This is a genomic window from Planococcus faecalis, assembly GCF_002009235.1.
Taxonomy (GTDB): domain Bacteria; phylum Bacillota; class Bacilli; order Bacillales_A; family Planococcaceae; genus Planococcus; species Planococcus kocurii.
Window position 1 is genome coordinate 3,097,381 of record NZ_CP019401.1, and the last position, 17,589, is coordinate 3,114,969.

The 17,589-nt window shown below is 39.5% G+C and carries 11 protein-coding genes; all 11 read right to left on the reverse strand.

The features are described 5' to 3' along the window. Positions 1-156: 156 nt before the first annotated feature. The gene (locus AJGP001_RS15410) at positions 157-723 is read right to left on the reverse strand and encodes a 3D domain-containing protein (RefSeq protein WP_071152691.1); all 567 of its coding nucleotides are present in this window, start codon (positions 721-723) and stop codon (positions 157-159) included. Positions 724-970: 247 nt separating this feature from the next. Beyond that, positions 971-2,416: a DEAD/DEAH box helicase gene (locus AJGP001_RS15415; RefSeq protein ID WP_071152692.1), complete on the reverse strand. Its 1,446-nt coding sequence runs from the start codon at positions 2,414-2,416 to the stop codon at positions 971-973. 141 nt (positions 2,417-2,557) lie between these two features. Continuing rightward, positions 2,558-4,429, reverse strand: a complete 1,872-nt coding sequence (locus AJGP001_RS15420) for an alpha-E domain-containing protein (RefSeq protein ID WP_078080750.1) — start codon at positions 4,427-4,429, stop codon at positions 2,558-2,560. Next, the gene (locus tag AJGP001_RS15425; protein WP_143039484.1) at positions 4,422-5,885 is read right to left on the reverse strand and encodes a circularly permuted type 2 ATP-grasp protein; all 1,464 of its coding nucleotides are present in this window, start codon (positions 5,883-5,885) and stop codon (positions 4,422-4,424) included. Before AJGP001_RS15425 ends, AJGP001_RS15420 begins: the two co-directional genes overlap by 8 nt. 107 nt (positions 5,886-5,992) lie before the next feature. Next, positions 5,993-6,634 carry a hypothetical protein gene (locus tag AJGP001_RS15430; protein ID WP_071152693.1) on the reverse strand — a complete coding sequence of 214 codons (642 nt, stop codon included), beginning with the start codon at positions 6,632-6,634 and terminating at the stop codon, positions 5,993-5,995. A gap of 122 nt (positions 6,635-6,756) precedes the next feature. Continuing rightward, positions 6,757-7,665, reverse strand: a complete 909-nt coding sequence (locus AJGP001_RS15435) for an HD-GYP domain-containing protein (RefSeq protein WP_071152694.1) — start codon at positions 7,663-7,665, stop codon at positions 6,757-6,759. A 67-nt stretch (positions 7,666-7,732) separates the two neighbouring features. Then, entirely contained in the window at positions 7,733-8,194 is a 462-nt protein-coding gene (locus tag AJGP001_RS15440; protein ID WP_071152695.1) for a hypothetical protein, read from the reverse strand. Positions 8,195-8,527: 333 nt separating this feature from the next. Then, positions 8,528-10,015, reverse strand: coding sequence for a glutamate synthase subunit beta (locus tag AJGP001_RS15445; protein ID WP_071152696.1), 1,488 nt, complete (start codon positions 10,013-10,015; stop codon positions 8,528-8,530). Between the two features lie 63 nt (positions 10,016-10,078). Further along, positions 10,079-14,659, reverse strand: coding sequence for a glutamate synthase large subunit (gene gltB, locus AJGP001_RS15450; RefSeq protein WP_071152697.1), 4,581 nt, complete (start codon positions 14,657-14,659; stop codon positions 10,079-10,081). A gap of 258 nt (positions 14,660-14,917) precedes the next feature. Then, positions 14,918-16,690 (reverse strand): DNA helicase RecQ, encoded by a 1,773-nt coding sequence (gene recQ / locus AJGP001_RS15455; RefSeq protein ID WP_071152698.1) that lies wholly within the window; start codon positions 16,688-16,690, stop codon positions 14,918-14,920. Between the two features lie 157 nt (positions 16,691-16,847). Continuing rightward, a complete protein-coding gene (locus AJGP001_RS15460; RefSeq protein WP_058384189.1) occupies positions 16,848-17,204 on the reverse strand; it encodes a helix-turn-helix domain-containing protein in 357 nt (118 codons plus the stop codon). Positions 17,205-17,589 lie beyond the last annotated feature (385 nt).

Here is a 17,589-nt window from a genome sequence, read left to right on the forward strand (position 1 = left end):
CCCTCTTTTGATCTTTTCAATGTGCGGCTCAAGTAGATAAACCCATTTTAAGAGAACGACCTGTAATTGTATTTTTGTAAAACACAGATTGAATATCAAATGACATCTCTTTTTAATTAAAAAAACTCCGACTCATGAAAATGAGTCGGAGTTTTTTTAGTTAAGTATTTTTATTTTTACATTTTTGCGTCCCCACTTAAGTGCTTTGCTTTGAGTTGGGATGAAAACGTCAATTTTTTTACCTTTGATAGCGCCGCCCGTGTCCCCAGCAACCGCATAGCCATAGCCTTCAACATGAACTTTCGTCCCTAGCGGAATGACCTTCGGATCTACTGCGATAACTTTTAGTCCAGGATTCTTCTTTAAGTTAAGTCCAGTTCTTGTCACTCCTGAACACCCTTTGCAATATGCTGTATAGGCTGTTGAACTAACTGTAAACTCTTTTTTTACCGATCCACTCGTAGCACGTGATGGAGTCGGTTTTTTAGAAGCTGGCTTTGCTGTTGTTTTTTTCAATTTGAGTTTTTGTTTTGGATGGATTGTATTGGATTTTAAGCCATTCCAAATCTTTAAATTACTAACCGATACTTTTTGTGTTTTCGCAATCTTATATAATGTGTCCCCACTTTTTACTGTGTAAACATTAGTTGCAGCCGAACTTACGATCGAAGTGCTTAGGAATAAAACCAGTGCAAAACTCAATACGATTAATAGTTTTTTCAATCCGCTATCCCCTTTGCTTTTTCTAAGTACAACCAAAATAGCACGGTAATATTACAGACGTGTAACAATAAAGAACATATTCCATTACAATAAGAATTCATTTTGTGACATAAGTATTGCATAGACATATTTTTTATCCTAAATAATGGTATATAAAAAGACTTTTTAACTATTTCATATGTTACATGCCAATTTTATTTCCAGGAAAATAAAAAACCACAGGCTTTTAAATGCCTGTGGTTGCTACTCATTTATTTGCTTTATGCACTTTGAGTGTCTTTCCTTTTATGGTTTTATCTTTCATCGCTTTTAGCACCATAGGGCCTTTGCCGTTCAAAATATCAATATACGTCACTGTATCTTGAATTTTAATAATCCCAATGTCTTCAGCTGTCACTCCCGGAATGCTCGTCAAAGTTCCAACGAAATCAAAAGCACGAAGTTTCTTTTTCTTGCCACCATTAAAGTACAACTTAAGAATATCTTTATTCACTTGTTCATTTTTATTTCTTTTGAGTTTTGGACGGCTTTCAAGCTTCTCAGTAAACGCAGGCATTGCACGATCCACATCATTAACTGAAGGAGCTGTTCTACGCGGAATTTCAAATCCGATATACTCTTCGATTTCCGCAAGAAATTTATCCTCGTTTGGTGTTACAAACGAAATCGCTCTTCCTGTTTTACCCGCACGTCCGGTACGGCCTGAACGGTGCACATAACTTTCTTTCTCCATTGGCAAGTCATAATTAATGACGTGCGTAATACTGTCAATATCAATTCCGCGTGCTGCAACATCTGTCGCTACTAAGTAACGGAATTCGCCACGCTTAAAATCGTTCATGACTGCTGTACGATCTTCTTGAAGCATACCACCGTGCAATTTATCACAAGTATAATAATGCTTTTCCAATTGTTCCATGACAAAATCGACATTGTCTTTTGTGCGACAGAAAATAATGCAGCTATCCGGATTTTCAACAATTGTTACGTCACGTAACAACGAAAACTTCTTCTGTTCAGCAACAACAAATAACGAATGATCGATTTGAGCTGTTAAGCTTTCAGTGGCAGCAATTTCTATATGCTTGGGATCAGTCATGTATTTTTTCTGCAGTTTTTCTACATTTTCAGGCAAAGTCGCTGAAAATAGCATGGTTGTGCGCTGCTTCGGCAATTTGTTGATAATAGCCTCTACTTGTTCGACAAAGCCCATATTCAGCATCTCATCCGCTTCATCAAGAACTAAGTACTCTATACGCTCTAAGTTCAATGTTCCACGTTCAATATGATCAAAAACACGGCCCGGTGTTCCAACGACGACGTGACATTTTTGCTTGAGTTCAGCCTGCTGATAAGCAAAAGGCTGTTTACCATAAACTGCCGCTGCTTTAATGCGTTTAAAGCGGCCGATATTTGTTAAATCTTCTTTTACCTGATCTGCTAATTCTCGCGTTGGTGTCAAAATTAATGCTTGCGGTTTGTTTTCTTCCCAGTCAACTAGTTCGCAGATTGGAATTCCGAACGCTGCTGTTTTACCGCTTCCTGTTTGCGACTTTACGGTTAGGTCAGTCTTTGACAATGCTACAGGAATCACTTTACTTTGGACTTCTGTCGGTTCTGTATAGCCCAGTCCTTCAAGAGCCTTTACAATTGGTTCACTTACTCCGTACTCACTAAACTTTTTATTGTTCATAATTATTCTCCATCTCCGTTCAAAAATTTCAGGTTCTCCTATTATCGCACGGATTAGAAAATTCTGCAGTTAAACGATTATTAAGTTTTATCCAGCTTCGTCAATGTTAATAAGGGTAAAAATCGTGCGGCACAAGAGTTACTACTGATCCATGAGGCTCACTGAGACTTTAACATCCAACGATTGGCTTCCCCCACGGTAAACCCCTTGAACCGGGCTGACATCGTTATAATCCCGACCAACACCAACCCGAATATGGCTTTCCAACGCTTCCACATTATTAGTAGGATCTAGACCGACCCAACCGATGCCCGGCACCATTACTTCTACCCATGCATGACTCGCAGCATCACCCACTAGTGCAGAGTTTTCGCCTACATACAAATAGCCACTAACGTAACGCGCCGGTATGTGCTTGCAACGCAAAATCCCTAACATCACGTGCGTAATATCCTGACAAACACCTTTTCTAAGGTTAAAAGATTCTTCCGCTTTCGTATCGACAGTCGTAGATTCGCCATCGTACGTAAAATGCTGATGAATGTATTCCATTACATCAATTGCATATTGCACTGGATTCTTCATGATTCCAAGTTCACGGTCGATTTGACTCATTTGCTCCACGGTTAAGTAGGTATATGCTGTATTACTCAAAAACGCTAAATAATGCTCACCGAATAATTGCGAATGAAAAATAGCATTCATTTCTGGTGAGTAATCAATTCTGTGAATAAACGGACTTTTTTGAATGCTGACAATTGATGTTGTCTTGACTTCAAGATGTTGATGGTGCTCAGCAATAAAAAATGTTTCCACGTGATTGCCCCAAATATCGATATGTTCTTTCGTCAAAGAAGCAGGTGTAATGTCGGCACGGTAAGATAAAAGTCGCTGACATTCATCGGTTCTTGGCTTTAACCGAATTGAATTCATGCTTTGATCGACAATAGTTTCATACTCGAAAACATTCGTATGTTCAACTTTATATTTCATAGATGTTATTCCTTTCGCGCCCATGCTTTGTGATTGGCTGGACTCTACAGAGTTTATCTCAGAATCGCTTAAATAATAGGTTTTCGAAAAAATATGTCCCACTTCATTACAGCCATTTTGGAAGTCGTTTAGAAAATCCATAATTTCGTCCGAGCTTAGCTCATCTATACTAATTTCTTTAAATTCCGCTTGCAACTGATCTAATTTTGCATAGAGTTCCCATGAATAATGAGAAATTTTCCCACCTTCCAATTCATCGATTGCTTGACGAACGTGCGCAAGGCAATAACGAATCGAACGCGGAAAATCAGTATTCGCAATCAAAAACGCCAACACTCTCTTTGGCTTCATCTGCGGTGGATTCATTTTTAAATAAGCATTGTACCCATTCGTCATTCGTAAAGCAGCTAGCCAGTAATAGTAATCTTCCGATTGGGTTTCTACCGACCGTTCTCTTGTTCGCTCGCAAACGACATTTAAAATACGTGCTGTTTTTTCTGCGCGTTCCAACCATTTGGCTATTTTGATAATTTGGTAAGGGACACCACGCGGCATCGAAGATTCAACGATTCCTTGCGTAATCAATGACGTTAACTTGACTTGTTCAAGAAATACACGCATTTCTTGAACTGTACAGCTTTGCTGATCCATTTCCTTTAACATTAAGTAACAGCGATTCCAAGCTTCCCAGTAGTCATCAGGAATATGATCTCTGCTAATTCTTGCATTTTCACGGACAACTCTTACACAGCTTGCAACAGAATTAAAATTGCTTTTCTCCATCGCTAAATAATAAACAAGCTGATCTTCTTGGTAACTAGGCATCGATTTGATTTGTTCCATTGTCTCTGTTGAAGCACAAATTTCATAAATAAGTTTCCAATCACTGCCACCGACTAGTTCTTCGTCAGAAGCTTCGATCATTCGTAATAATTGAACATCCAAAATTCGCGCATTATTTTCCGCTCGTTCAACATTTCTTGACATCCAATACAACGAATTCGCTACACGACTAAGCATTAGGAGTCCCCTCCTCTTCTCTTTTCTTAAATACCCACGTATCTTTTCCGCCACCGCCTTGTGAAGAATTGACGACAAGCGATCCTTTTTTCAAGGCAACACGGGATAGTCCGCCCGGCATAACCTGTGTATCTACCCCTCGGATTACAAACACTCTCAAATCAACATGGCATGGATAAAATTCTTCTCCTTGGTATGCAGGAGCTCTAGATAGTTTAATCGTAGGTTGGGCAATATATTGATGAGGGGATTGAATAATTTTTTCTCGGAATTCTTCGATTAGCTCTTTAGATGCATGTGGTCCGACTAACATGTCGTAGCCACCTGAAGACCCTACATTCTTGACTACTAATTCGTCTAGATGTTCTAAAACCCATTCCCGTTCTTCAGGTCTATCGAGTAAATACGTTTTTACATTGTCAATGATCGGCTCTTCGTTCAAATAATAGCGAATCATATCCGGAACATAAGCGTATATCGCTTTATCGTCTGCCACACCATTGCCAATACCGTTCAAAATCGCCACATTGCCTTTTCTATAAGCCAGCAATAAACCAGGAACGCCCAAAGCAGAGTGAGCCAAAAATGCTTCAGGATCTAAATAATCATCATCAATTCGACGATAAATAATATCGACACGCTTTAACCCTCTCATCGATTTCATATAGACAATATTCTTTTTAACAATAAGGTCCCTGCCTTCTACTAAATCGATTCCCATCTGTTGGGCTAAAAAGACATGATCGTAATAGGCAGAGTTGTACATACCAGGTGTCAACAAAACGGCAAAAGCCTTATCTTTTCTTGATTCTGGTGCATGATCTAATATCGCTTGATGCAAATGAGACAATTGGTGCTCGAGGGTGTGAACTGACTGACTGGCAAAAAATTCGGGGTAGACTTGACGCATGACGTAACGGTTTTGATAGACATAAGACAAGCCTGACGGATTGCGTAAATTATCTTCAAGCACATGGTATTTCCCATTCTCATCACGAATCAAATCAATGCCTGCTAAAAAAATATGATTTTTTAACGGAATATCAATTCCCTTTATTTGTTCATCGTAATAATAGGGATTGTCTTCGACTAGTCCTCTCGGAACGATTCCATCTTGAAGAATCCGTTTGTCATGATAGACATCTTCCAAAAATTGATTGAGTGCTTCCGCTCGTTGAATCATTCCTTTTTCAATCACTTCCCAGTCTTCAGAAGGAATGATAATGGGAACAAAATCAAAAGGCATGGTTCTTTCAGTGCCCACGTTATTGTTGTAGACAGTGAATGTAATTCCTTGCCTTAAAAAAGACAATTGAGCTGTTTCATGCTTTTCTCTCAGCTCTTCTTCTGAAAATCTTTGAAGGACGTCAAAGAAATTTCGGTAATGTGATTTTGGTTTTCCATATGGCGTAAACATTTCATCAAAAAATGCGCCCGTTGAATAAGTTTTAAACAAGCTAGCATCCCCTTTCGTTTTTCGAATATTCCGATAAAATAAGAAAGAAAAAAACTATGCCGTTTCTGCAAACGTGCATAGTTTTTTCTTCTTTTATTATATCAAATTCATTTTCCGAATGTTGAATCATCTTTAGGTAAATTATCTTTTTTCGACGAATTTTCCGATAAGTTCTTTTTCAAGGAATCTGTATATTCCGTACTTCCACCAAATGTTTCCTTGGTGTTAGGAGAAGAATTGTCTTTGCCAAATGTTGAATCATTCTTTTTCTCTGAGTCATTCGACACACCTTTTTTTAGTGACTCCGTATATTTGGTGCTTCCTCCATAAATCCCACCTGTTGGTTTGTTGGTGTTAGGAGAAACACTTTCTGCAGAACTTGTATCGGTTTTATCAGTAGTTGAATGAGTACGCTTGTCAGCATTCTTTCCAACTTCGTCTTGCAATGTTTTGTTAGCTTTATCCAACGCATCCTTTTCCTTGTTCATCATGTCTTGTTGTGCATCAATTGCTGTTTTCACTTTTTCAACAGCTTTGTTAACTGTGGGTTTCACTTTATCTACCATTCCACCAGATTGCTCATTTAAACGATCGAGCCCTTTTTTAATATTCGCTTTCATATCTGCTTTGCTCGTTTGAGAGGTCCCACTTGTTCCTGTTTTCTGCTGAGTCATTGCCGAACCAATTAATGCACCGAGGCCAATTAATACAAGTTTACCAAACACGCCACCTGATGATTTTCTAGCCATATGAATTCCTCCTCAATTGTATAAATGATTGTGTATAAAGTATTGACTAAATGAGACACTCTTAAACATTTTCGACAAAACAAAAGACACCTCAAAATATTTCAGGCGTCTAGATTTAGCATTTATAAAATTAGTTTGCCTTCTTCTTTTATCACTTGTTCGAAGGCGTTAACAACTTCTCCATCGTATTGAATCCCAATTAAATTTTTGATTTCGGTCATCGCATGTTCAGCAGAAAATGCAGATCGGTACGCTCTGTCTTCTGTCATCGCATCGAATGTATCGCATACCCCGATAATTTTAGCTTCTAACAATATTTCTTCAGCCATTAGTCCAAATGGATAGCCTTTTCCGTTAACACGCTCGTGGTGTTGTTCAACGATAGCTGCAATTTCTGCATAAGGTGTTTCTCGAATCATGTTAGCACCGTCACCTGGATGTTTTTTCATCAAATCGAATTCTTCATCTGTTAACTTTCCTGGCTTTTTCAAAATTTCTTCCGGAATGTTAATTTTGCCAATATCGTGCAACATAGAGGCCAACAATAGATTCTCCATATGCTCTCTACTTAATTTTAGTTTTGCGGCTATTTTAACAGCATAGTTTGCTACACGCGAACTATGATTAAATGTGTATCTGTCTTTTTTTTCGACCAATTGTCCAATTTTGCGTAAGTCTTCTATCAACTTACTAACATAATGAAAAACTGGAACAGTAGATATCGACAGAAGTTCTACATCACTTAAGACCGTAAAATGCACAGGGCTCTCTAAATTAGTACATGAAAAAAAGTCATTAGATCCAATTTTCATCGGTATCCCGTCTATCTCAGCTTGGATATCACCGCTGAGAATATAAAAAAACTCACAAGCATTATCATCTTCACTTGGAAATAATATGAAAGTATTGTCTTTTAGAATAGATTGCCTCATTACCTCTAGTCCATTGCCTCTGCCTAGTAAGCGAAGAGTTGTGGCGCCATTCTCCACTTTCTCAAGATGATTGCGCTTTAATATATCCAAACCTTTCATCATATGCACATCCTTTATAAACACAAAACTATTATAAATTCACACCGCTCTCTTACATACAATCCAATTACCAGGAAACCACTACAATCGGATCAATTTTCTCAGTTCGATCAGCGAACGTTATTGAGACAAGTTCTATTTCTACTTCTAAACCAGCTCGTTCAGCTTTTTCAATACCTTTAAGTGTCATTTTTTCAGTTTGCTGTTTTAAATCACTAATCAACTTATCGGATTTTTCGCCATATTTCTTTGTCAACTCAGCTTGTCTTACCAAATTCGGTTGTTTAGATATGTCCTTTTGATACTTAGCATACATTTTTTCAGATTTATCTATTGCTTTATTAATTTCTACATATATTTTTGCATTCGTACTGTTAACATCAGCAATTGCTTTTGCTATTTCTGGAGTCATATCTTCTGTAATGCCATATTCTACGCTCTGAACGTTATTGTTCGCAAATCCTGTCGTACCCATCCCGATTACCAGTAATAATGCAAATAATGCAGCGATCAAATTTTTCTTGAACATATTTACTCCCCCTGTTTCGAATTTAGCTACAAAAATAAAAATCCAACTATATTAATACGTAGAAGTATGTATCTTCTCATAATTAATTTACTTTAAATCCCATCTTTGCACTCTTTATAGTATATACATTTCGACATTTTTCTACAATACTCTATTGTATTTATTGGATAAAAATATCGTTATAAACCCTATGACTAATTAGGAAAATTTAGTTGTTACCCTTAAACAACTCTCTGTAAAGCTTTGAGTAAAGTTGCAAAAACCATGACACCTCATACCTTGTGTCATGGCTCCTCATTTCGATATTCTTTTATGCAGTTAGTTAATTGTTCGTCACGGTAACACAGTAGAACCCATCAAGAACCGGTCACATTCACGCGCTGCTTCCCGTCCTTCATTTATTGCCCAAACAATTAAACTTTGACCACGGCGAACATCTCCTGCTGCAAATACACCTTCTACATTAGTCGTGTATTTTCCATACTCCGCTTTTACTCGGGAATTTTTCTCTGTCTCGAGCTCTAATTGTTGAATTAGGTCTTGTTCAGGTCCGCTAAAGCCGATAGCGATTAAGACCAAATCCGCTTTCCAAACTTTTTCAGTGCCTGGAATTTCCTCACGGATCCGGTTGCCTTGCTCATCTATTTTCAATTTCACATTAACGGTGTGCACTTCCTTGACTTGCCCTTCGCTATTGCCAACAAATTTCTTTGTCATAACCGCGTAAGCTCGCGGATCTTCGCCAAAAGTAGCAGCCGCTTCTTTGTGGCCGTATTCGACACGGTGAATTTTCGGGTATTGTGGCCACGGATTGCCTTTTTCGTCACGAATCACGCCTTTTTTATCGTAGACATCAAACTGAACGAGACTCTTGCATTCGTGACGAACAGACGTCGCTAAACAATCTGTCCCGGTATCTCCACCTCCGATGACAATGACGTTTTTATCTTTAGCCGAAATATAATTGCCATCATCAAAATTCGAATCCAGCAAACTTTTTGTACTCGCGTGCAGGAAGTCCATGGCAAAATGGACGCCCTCTAATGCACGACCTTCCACATCAATATTCCGATGGACGGTTGAACCGGTACACATGACTACTGCATCAAAATCATTCTGCAATTTAGCAGAAGGGTAATTCTTCCCCACTTCTACACTTGTGATAAAAGTGATGCCTTCTCGCTCAAGAATCTTGACACGTCTTGTGACCATATCGTATGACAGTTTCATTTCTGGAATTCCGTATGTCAACAAGCCACCCACACGGTCACTTTTTTCGAAAACTGTTACTAAATGTCCTGCTTTATTCAATTGAGCAGCGGCAGCGAGTCCAGCTGGTCCAGAACCAATCACTGCTACTTTTTTACCAGTTCGCGTTTTAGGTGGTTCAGGCACAACCCAACCTTCTGCAAATCCACGTTCGATAATGGAACGTTCGACTGTACGAATGGCTACAGGGGGTGCATTGATGCCTAGTACACAGGCGCCTTCACAAGGAGCCGGACAAGCCACTCCTGTAAATTCAGGAAAGTTGTTTTTCAGGTGCTCACGGTGTAACGCTTCTTTCCATTGACCGCGGTAAACAAGATCATTCCATTCTGGGATGAGGTGATTTACAGGGCAACCCGTCGTTACATTATCTAGTTCCATTCCGGTATGACAAGTCGGCACTCCACAATCCATACAACGTGCTCCTTGTTTTGCTACTTCTTCATCTGACAAAGGAATTGTATAGTCGTTCCAATCCTTTGTGCGCTCACCGGTTTTACGCTCTTTGACTGTTTGTCTGTCATATTCCATAAATCCAGTTGGTTTCCCCATCGTTTCCCTCCTATTCACAATTCATTCGATTATGTCTGCAGATTCCTGTTGTAATTTTCTGACCTAAACTCCAGCCATTTTACTTTCTTCAAACGCTGCCATTTCAGCTTCATCTCTTGCCATGCCACTACTTTGCAACTTGCTGATTCGTTCATTGATTTGCAGATAAGCTTTCGGAATGACGCGCACAAATTTTGCGGAGTAAATCTCCCAATGCGCCAGTAACCGTGTTCCGTTGGTACTGCTCGTATAATGCACATGTTTTTGGATCATTTCTCGCAACTCTTCAATTTCTGCTGGATCGGCAAGCGGCTGCAAATGAACCATTTCTGGATTGCAGCGTTCATTGAATGTCCCTTCTTCATCGAGAACATATGCTATGCCACCTGACATACCAGCCGCAAAGTTTTTACCCGTTTGTCCAAGAATGACTACTCGACCACCTGTCATGTATTCACAACCATGATCGCCTACACCTTCAACGACAATTTTCGCGCCACTGTTTCTGACCGCAAAACGTTCGCCTGCGACGCCATAAATATAAGCCTCACCTGCAGATGCCCCATAAAACGACACGTTACCAATAATAATGTTTTTCTCAGGTAGGAATGTTGAATCCAATGCTGGATAAACCATAATTTTACCGCCTGATAAGCCTTTACCGACAAAGTCATTGGCATCTCCTATTAAATTCATCGACATCCCTTTTGGAATAAATGCGCCGAAGCTCTGTCCTGCAGATCCTTGAAAGTTTAAGTTAATCGTGTCGTCAGGTAAGCCTTCTGCACCATAACGTTTGGAAATAGCACTGCCCACAATTGTGCCTGTAGCTCTATGAATATTCCGAATAGCTGTTGCCACTTCCACACGTTCACCTGTTTCAATGGCTTTTTTGCAACGTGGCAACAGTTCCTGATAATCTAATGTTTGTTCTAGTTCATGATTTTGTTTGACTGTTGCATAGCGTCCTACTTTTTCCGGTAGATTTGGCTGGTACAACAATGCACTCAAATCAATGCCGCCTGCTTTCCAATGATCAACTGCCTGATTCGCTTCAATAACGTCTGTTCGACCAATCATTTCATTGACTGTACGAAAACCAAGTTCTGCCATTAATTCGCGGGCTTCTGTCGCAATAAAACGCATGAAGTTTACGACATGTTCCGGATCTCCACCGTATTTCTCGCGCAGTTCTGGATTTTGAGTGGCAATGCCAACTGGACATGTATCCAAATGACACACACGCATCATAACGCAGCCCAGTACGACAAGAGGAGCAGTAGAAAACCCGAATTCTTCAGCTCCAAGTAGAGCTGCTGTTACTACATCTCGACCTGTCATCATTTTGCCGTCTGTTTCTACGATAATTCGGTCACGCAAGCCATTTAATAGAAGAGTTTGATGCGTTTCAGCTAATCCAATCTCCCACGGCAAACCGGTATGCTTCAAACTAGTCTTTGGTGCAGCTCCCGTGCCGCCATCATAACCACTAATCAATACGACATCTGCACGACCTTTTGCAACACCTGCTGCAATTGTTCCAACCCCAACAGCCGATACCAACTTAACGCTAATTCGTGCATCTGGATTTGCGTTTTTTAAATTGAAAATCAATTCTGCTAAATCTTCAATCGAATAAATATCGTGATGTGGAGGTGGTGAAATAAGCTCCACACCTGGAGTCGAACCACGAACTTCTGCAATCCATGGGTAAACTTTCTTACCTGGCAAATGTCCCCCTTCTCCCGGCTTCGCTCCTTGCGCTACTTTAATTTGAATTTCATCAGCATTCACTAAGTAATGACTCGTTACACCGAACCGCCCAGAAGCTACTTGCTTGATAGAACTTCGGCGATTATCTCCATTTTCATCAGGAATAAAGCGAGAAGTCTCTTCTCCACCTTCTCCTGAATTGCTCCTCCCGCCTACGCGGTTCATCGCAATTGCAAGAGCCTCATGCGCTTCTTTACTAATAGAGCCATATGACATAGCACCTGTTTTAAAACGCGCACAGATTTCTTCAACCGTTTCTACTTCTTCAATTGGTACTGGCGTCCGCTTTTTAAAGGACATCAAACCTCGCAACGATTGAAGGTTGGCTTTCTCATCTGTTAGTAAGTTCGTGTATTTCTTGAAAACTTCGTAGTTATTTGTTCGGCATGCATGTTGTAATGTATGAATGGTTTTCGGATTGTATTGATGATTTTCACCATTTTCACGGTATTGAAATTCGTCACCGGATTCTAATGCTTGATTGTCACCTTGAGCAACTGGATAAGCTATTGCATGTCTCATGAGCACTTCTTTTGCAATAATATCGAGACCAATTCCACCTAGTCGAGAAGAAGTCCGAGTAAAGTATTTATCAATTACATCCATATGAATACCGACTGCTTCAAAAATCTGCGCACCCCGATAACTTTGAATTGTCGAAATTCCCATCTTAGACAATACTTTGATGATTCCATCCGTAACAGCTTTCACATACGTTGCTTGCGCTTCTTCAAAAGTAACATTGTGTATATCTTCAATTTCAACCAAGTTTTCAATTGTATCAAAAGCTAAATATGGATTAATGGCTTCTGCACCATAACCTAGAAGAGCAGCAAAATGATGAACTTCACGAGGTTCCGCAGATTCCAACAAAATACTCATCTGTATGCGTGTATTCTCACGAATCAAATGGTGATGTAAGCCGGAAACCGCTAACAGTGCCGGAATCGCTGCACATTCTTCATTTACTCCGCGATCAGATAAAATGATCAGTTTTACGCCTTTTTTAATTGCTTGATCCGCTTCTGCAAAAACTGCATCTAATCGTTGTGCCATTGCCTGTGTTCCACCGTTTTTTGCAAATAAAATTGAAATCGTAGCAGCTTTAAAATCATCAATCGATTGCTGTCGTAACTTTTCGAGCTCAAAATTAGTTAAAATGGGTGTTTCTAAGCGGATGTGGCGGGCACTTTTAGGAGTTGGCTGAACCAAATTAGCTTCTGCCCCAATAGTTGTGCGTGCTGCCGTAATTATATGTTCACGAATCGCGTCAATCGGTGGATTCGTTACTTGAGCAAATAGTTGCTTGAAATAATTATAAAGAAGTTGTGGTTTTTTCGACAGCACAGCTAATGGCGAATCATAACCCATTGAACCAACAGGATCTTTGCCTTCAGTCGCTAGTGGCTTGATCATTTTTTGAACTTCTTCCATTGTATAACCGAAAGCTAGCTGTCTTTTAATCAACGCTTCTGTTTCGTTAAAGTTGGATGGTTTCAAAGGCTCTGGAAGATCATCCATATCAAACATATTTTCTTCGATAAAATCTTTATAAGGAAGTTCTCCGGCAATTTGAAGTTTGATTTCTTCATCCGGAATAATCTTCCCTTCTTCTAAATCGACTAATAGCATTTTACCTGGACGCAGACGATCTTTGTAAATAATGTCATCCGCAAAAATATCCAAAGCCCCTACTTCTGAACCCATGACAATCATGCCACTTTTCGTCACGTAATAACGAGCAGGACGCAAACCGTTGCGGTCAAGACACGCCGCAATTTGTTTACCATCTGTAAAGACAAGCGCAGCTGGTCCATCCCAAGGTTCCATTAATGTGCTGTGGTATTCATAAAAATCTCTTTTCTCTTTTTTAATAGTTGGATCATTGACCCAAGGTTCTGGCACCATCATCATCGCCGTATGCGCGAGCGATCTGCCAGATAAATGCAAAAATTCAAAGCAATTATCGAACATAGAGGAGTCACTGCCAGTTTCATCGATAACCGGCAAAACTTTTTGAAGGTCTTCCGCATTAAACGCTGGAGATTCGCATAGTACTTGACGGGCGCGCATCCAATTGACGTTTCCTCTTAAAGTATTAAATTCACCATTGTGGATTGAATAGCGGTTAGGGTGTGAACGCTGCCAGCTCGGGAAGGTATTTGTACTAAAACGGGAGTGGACGAGAGCCAATGCTGATTTGAATTCAGGATGGTTGAGGTCAATATAAAACGAGTCTAGTTGTTCTGGGATTAGCATACCTTTATAAACAATCGTACCTGCTGAAAGACTACTAAAGTAGACATCTTTAAACTCTTCTTTTCCAAGCATAGTCTGCTCAATTCGTTTACGGATAATGTATAATTTCCGCTCAAGGTCTATCCGATTTTCCAATCCGTGCGCAGCACCAACAAATACTTGACGAATAACAGGTTTGGTTTTTGCTGCAACTTTTCCAACGAACGAATCATTGACCGGAACTGGACGCCATCCAAGACAAATTTGACCTTCTTCTTGAATAATTTGATGAATCATTTCCTTGGTTTTCATTCGCAAATCGTAATCTTGTGGCATAAATAGCATACCGACGCCATACTTGCCTTCGTCAGGCAAAGTGATGCCTTCTTTTTCACATTGTTTCAAGAAAAAACGATGAGGAATCTGAGTTAAAATTCCAGCTCCGTCTCCAGTGCTCGTATCAGAAGATTGGCCACCCCGGTGTTCTAGGTTGCACAATATATTGATTGCATTTTGAACGATTGCGTGCGATTTTTCCCCGTTAATATTGGCGATCATTCCTATTCCGCACGCTTCGTGCTCTTGATCTGGATGATACAGTCCTTGCGGGATTGGATACTCTTTCTTGCTCATCAAACCGCCTCCTTCATAACACTAAAGTGTCATAATATTTTGATAGTATATCATAAGTCTGAATATATATACAATTCGATAGAATAAAAAAATAAAATTTATAAAGGCAAATCCCTATGACACAATTGAAAACGCTTCCATTTAACATAGTATTGAACATTATTTGCTATAACAATTTAACGTATATTTATGCATACTTACTATTTTCAAAATAAAAAAACCTCACTATTATTTGAGGTTTTACTTGTTTATAATTATTCATTTATTTGGAGCATCAAACGAATGGATTGTTTGTAAAAAGGCATCGCCATACTTTTCGAGTTTGTTGGCACCTACTCCATTGACTTCCAAAAATTCAGCATCATTCTGCGGCCTTCTAGCTACCATATCTTGCAAAGTCTTATCAGAAAAAATAACGAAAGGTGGAACACCATCTTTATCAGCCAAACTTTTCCGTACTACACGTAATTCTTCGAATAAAGGATCGTTAGCAGCGATTTGCTTTGTCACGACTGCTCCTTTTCTAAGGACCTGACGTTTACCGAGCAAGACATCTCTGCCCCCAGCTGGAACGTAGATAGTTGGGAATGAGCCTTGTTCAACCGCTAATAATTCTTGTGAAATCATGAATTCGATTAAATTCGAAACTTCTTTGGAGTTTTGGTGTTTTAAAATTCCGTATGTTGACAGCTTATCGAACTTGAAATCTAACACTTTTTTATTGCGGGACCCGGTCAACACTTGAGCTGTCATCACTTTACCGAACTTCTGCCCCATCCGAATGACACATGACAAAACCATCTGAACGTCTTTAGTAACATCTAAGCTTTCACGATCATCTATACAACTTCCACAATGCCCACACGTTTCTGCTGCGGTATCTCCAAAATAGTGAATGATAAATTGTTGGAGGCAACTTTCTGTATGACAGTAATCGACCATTGCCTGTAATTTCACTAATTCTCCTGGAATGCGGCTAGGATCTTGTGCTTGATCAATTAAAAACCGCTGCGTTTGAACGTCCTGCGAAGCATATAACACAATACACTCACTTGGCAGGCCGTCTCGCCCAGCACGTCCTGCTTCCTGATAATAACTTTCCATGTTTTTCGGAAGCTGGTAATGAATAACAAACCGAATATTGGATTTGTCTATCCCCATTCCAAATGCATTGGTGGCAACCATGACCGTCACTTCATCATTCAGAAAACGCTCTTGACCACTCTTTCTTTCATGATCAGGCATACCGGCATGATACTTGGCCGCTTTAATGCCTTTTTTAAGTAGCATTTCGTATACCGAGTCTACTGTTTTACGAGTAGCCGCATAAATGATTCCGGCTTCCTTATCGTTTTTTACCACATATTCTTTCACGAATCGCTCACGATCTTGCCCTCGTATGACGGAAAATGTTAAATTAGGTCGTTCAAATCCCGTCATGATTGTATGCTGCTCTTCAATGTTCAAAATTCGGCAAATGTCTTCCCGCACTTGAGGTGTTGCAGTGGCAGTCAGAGCCAGTACTGTCGGATTGTTCGGAAACAATTCTGTCATCCGGCTAATCAACCGGTAACTCGGACGGAAGTCATGCCCCCATTGTGAAATACAATGAGCTTCATCGACAGCAATCAACGGCACATGAACACCTTGCAATTCATTAAGGAACATTTCTGAATCCAATCGCTCAGGTGCAATATACAGTAATTTGATCGCTCCACGCTGTACGTCCATTAACGTTTCTCTCACCTCATCAAAATCGAGAGAACTATTTATATAAGCCGCCGGAATACCAGCGGCCAAAAGTGCATCTACTTGGTCTTTCATCAGTGAAATCAATGGTGACACGACAATGGTGGTGCCTTCCATAACAAGCGCCGGAATTTGGTAGCAAATAGATTTCCCTCCGCCTGTCGGCATGACGCAAATCGAATTATGTCCTTCAAATACTTGCGTAATAGCTTGCTCTTGACCTACTCGAAAGGACTCATAACCAAAATGGGACTGCAGTAATTTTTTTGCGCTTTCCAACAAAATAGAACACTCCTAATACTCGTATCGTATGAGTTAGCTTACCACATTTCCGCACCTTTTTCTGTGACAGAATCTTAAGAAGAAATGGGAGGCACACGCAAAAAAAATGCCCACTCCAATTTAAAAGGAGCGGACATTTTATTAACTCATCAAGCAATCAAGAAGTCGCGGCTCCATAACTGCCCATACGCCGTTTAACTTGAATGAATGATGCAGCCTCAGCAATCTCAGTTTGGTTTAGTGGCTGGTCATCTAGCATTAAATTGTAGTCATTTAAGAAACTAGTATTTTGAAGATCAACATTGATAGTCCGTTCGTCGCGATCCAACAAACTGTCGACCGAAATCTCAAAATAATCAGCAAGTCTTTCAAGATGTACTACAGAGACTTGTTTTTTCCCACTTTCATAAGCCCAAACCGTACTTTTTGCAAAGCCGATTGCTTCTGCCAATTCTTCAGTAGATAGTCCTTTAGCTTCTCTTAAGTCCTTGATTCGTTTACTTAATTGTTTCATTATATACTCCTGCTCCCTAAATAATATTCTAACTATTTTAAATATACTGCACCTTGCGCTTTTTCACAATCTTTTTTGGATAATTCTTTAAAAAAATGTGAATAATTAGTGAACACCAACTACAAGTACCTAATTGTAGTAATTAATTAGTTTTTTATACCCACTAATTTTACCATATTAAAAAGGATTTCAAATAGCAGGTAAATAGACTCTTTTGAGAAAAAATTCTTTGAGTTGCAAATTACCTTAAAATAAATTTTGAATTTAATAACTATTCTAAAAAAACTTTTTTTATTTTCCTCTTACTTTATTCAAGAAAAAGAACTTTTATATACTAAAGAAAAATAAATTTTGATTTTTTCAACTAAAAAAAGTATTATGTTAG

Excerpts from the sequence above, each read along its gene's own strand:
- AJGP001_RS15415 (WP_071152692.1), bottom strand. The coding sequence starts at position 2,416 with ATGAACAATAAAAAGTTTAGTGAGTACGGAGTAAGTGAACCAATTGTA.
- AJGP001_RS15420 (WP_078080750.1), bottom strand. The coding sequence starts at position 4,429 with ATGCTTAGTCGTGTAGCGAATTCGTTGTATTGGATGTCAAGAAATGTT.
- AJGP001_RS15430 (WP_071152693.1), bottom strand. The coding sequence starts at position 6,634 with ATGGCTAGAAAATCATCAGGTGGCGTGTTTGGTAAACTTGTATTAATT.
- AJGP001_RS15435 (WP_071152694.1), bottom strand. The coding sequence starts at position 7,665 with ATGAAAGGTTTGGATATATTAAAGCGCAATCATCTTGAGAAAGTGGAG.
- AJGP001_RS15440 (WP_071152695.1), bottom strand. The coding sequence starts at position 8,194 with ATGTTCAAGAAAAATTTGATCGCTGCATTATTTGCATTATTACTGGTA.
- AJGP001_RS15445 (WP_071152696.1), bottom strand. The coding sequence starts at position 10,015 with ATGGGGAAACCAACTGGATTTATGGAATATGACAGACAAACAGTCAAA.
- gltB (WP_071152697.1), bottom strand. The coding sequence starts at position 14,659 with ATGAGCAAGAAAGAGTATCCAATCCCGCAAGGACTGTATCATCCAGAT.
- AJGP001_RS15460 (WP_058384189.1), bottom strand. The coding sequence starts at position 17,204 with ATGAAACAATTAAGTAAACGAATCAAGGACTTAAGAGAAGCTAAAGGA.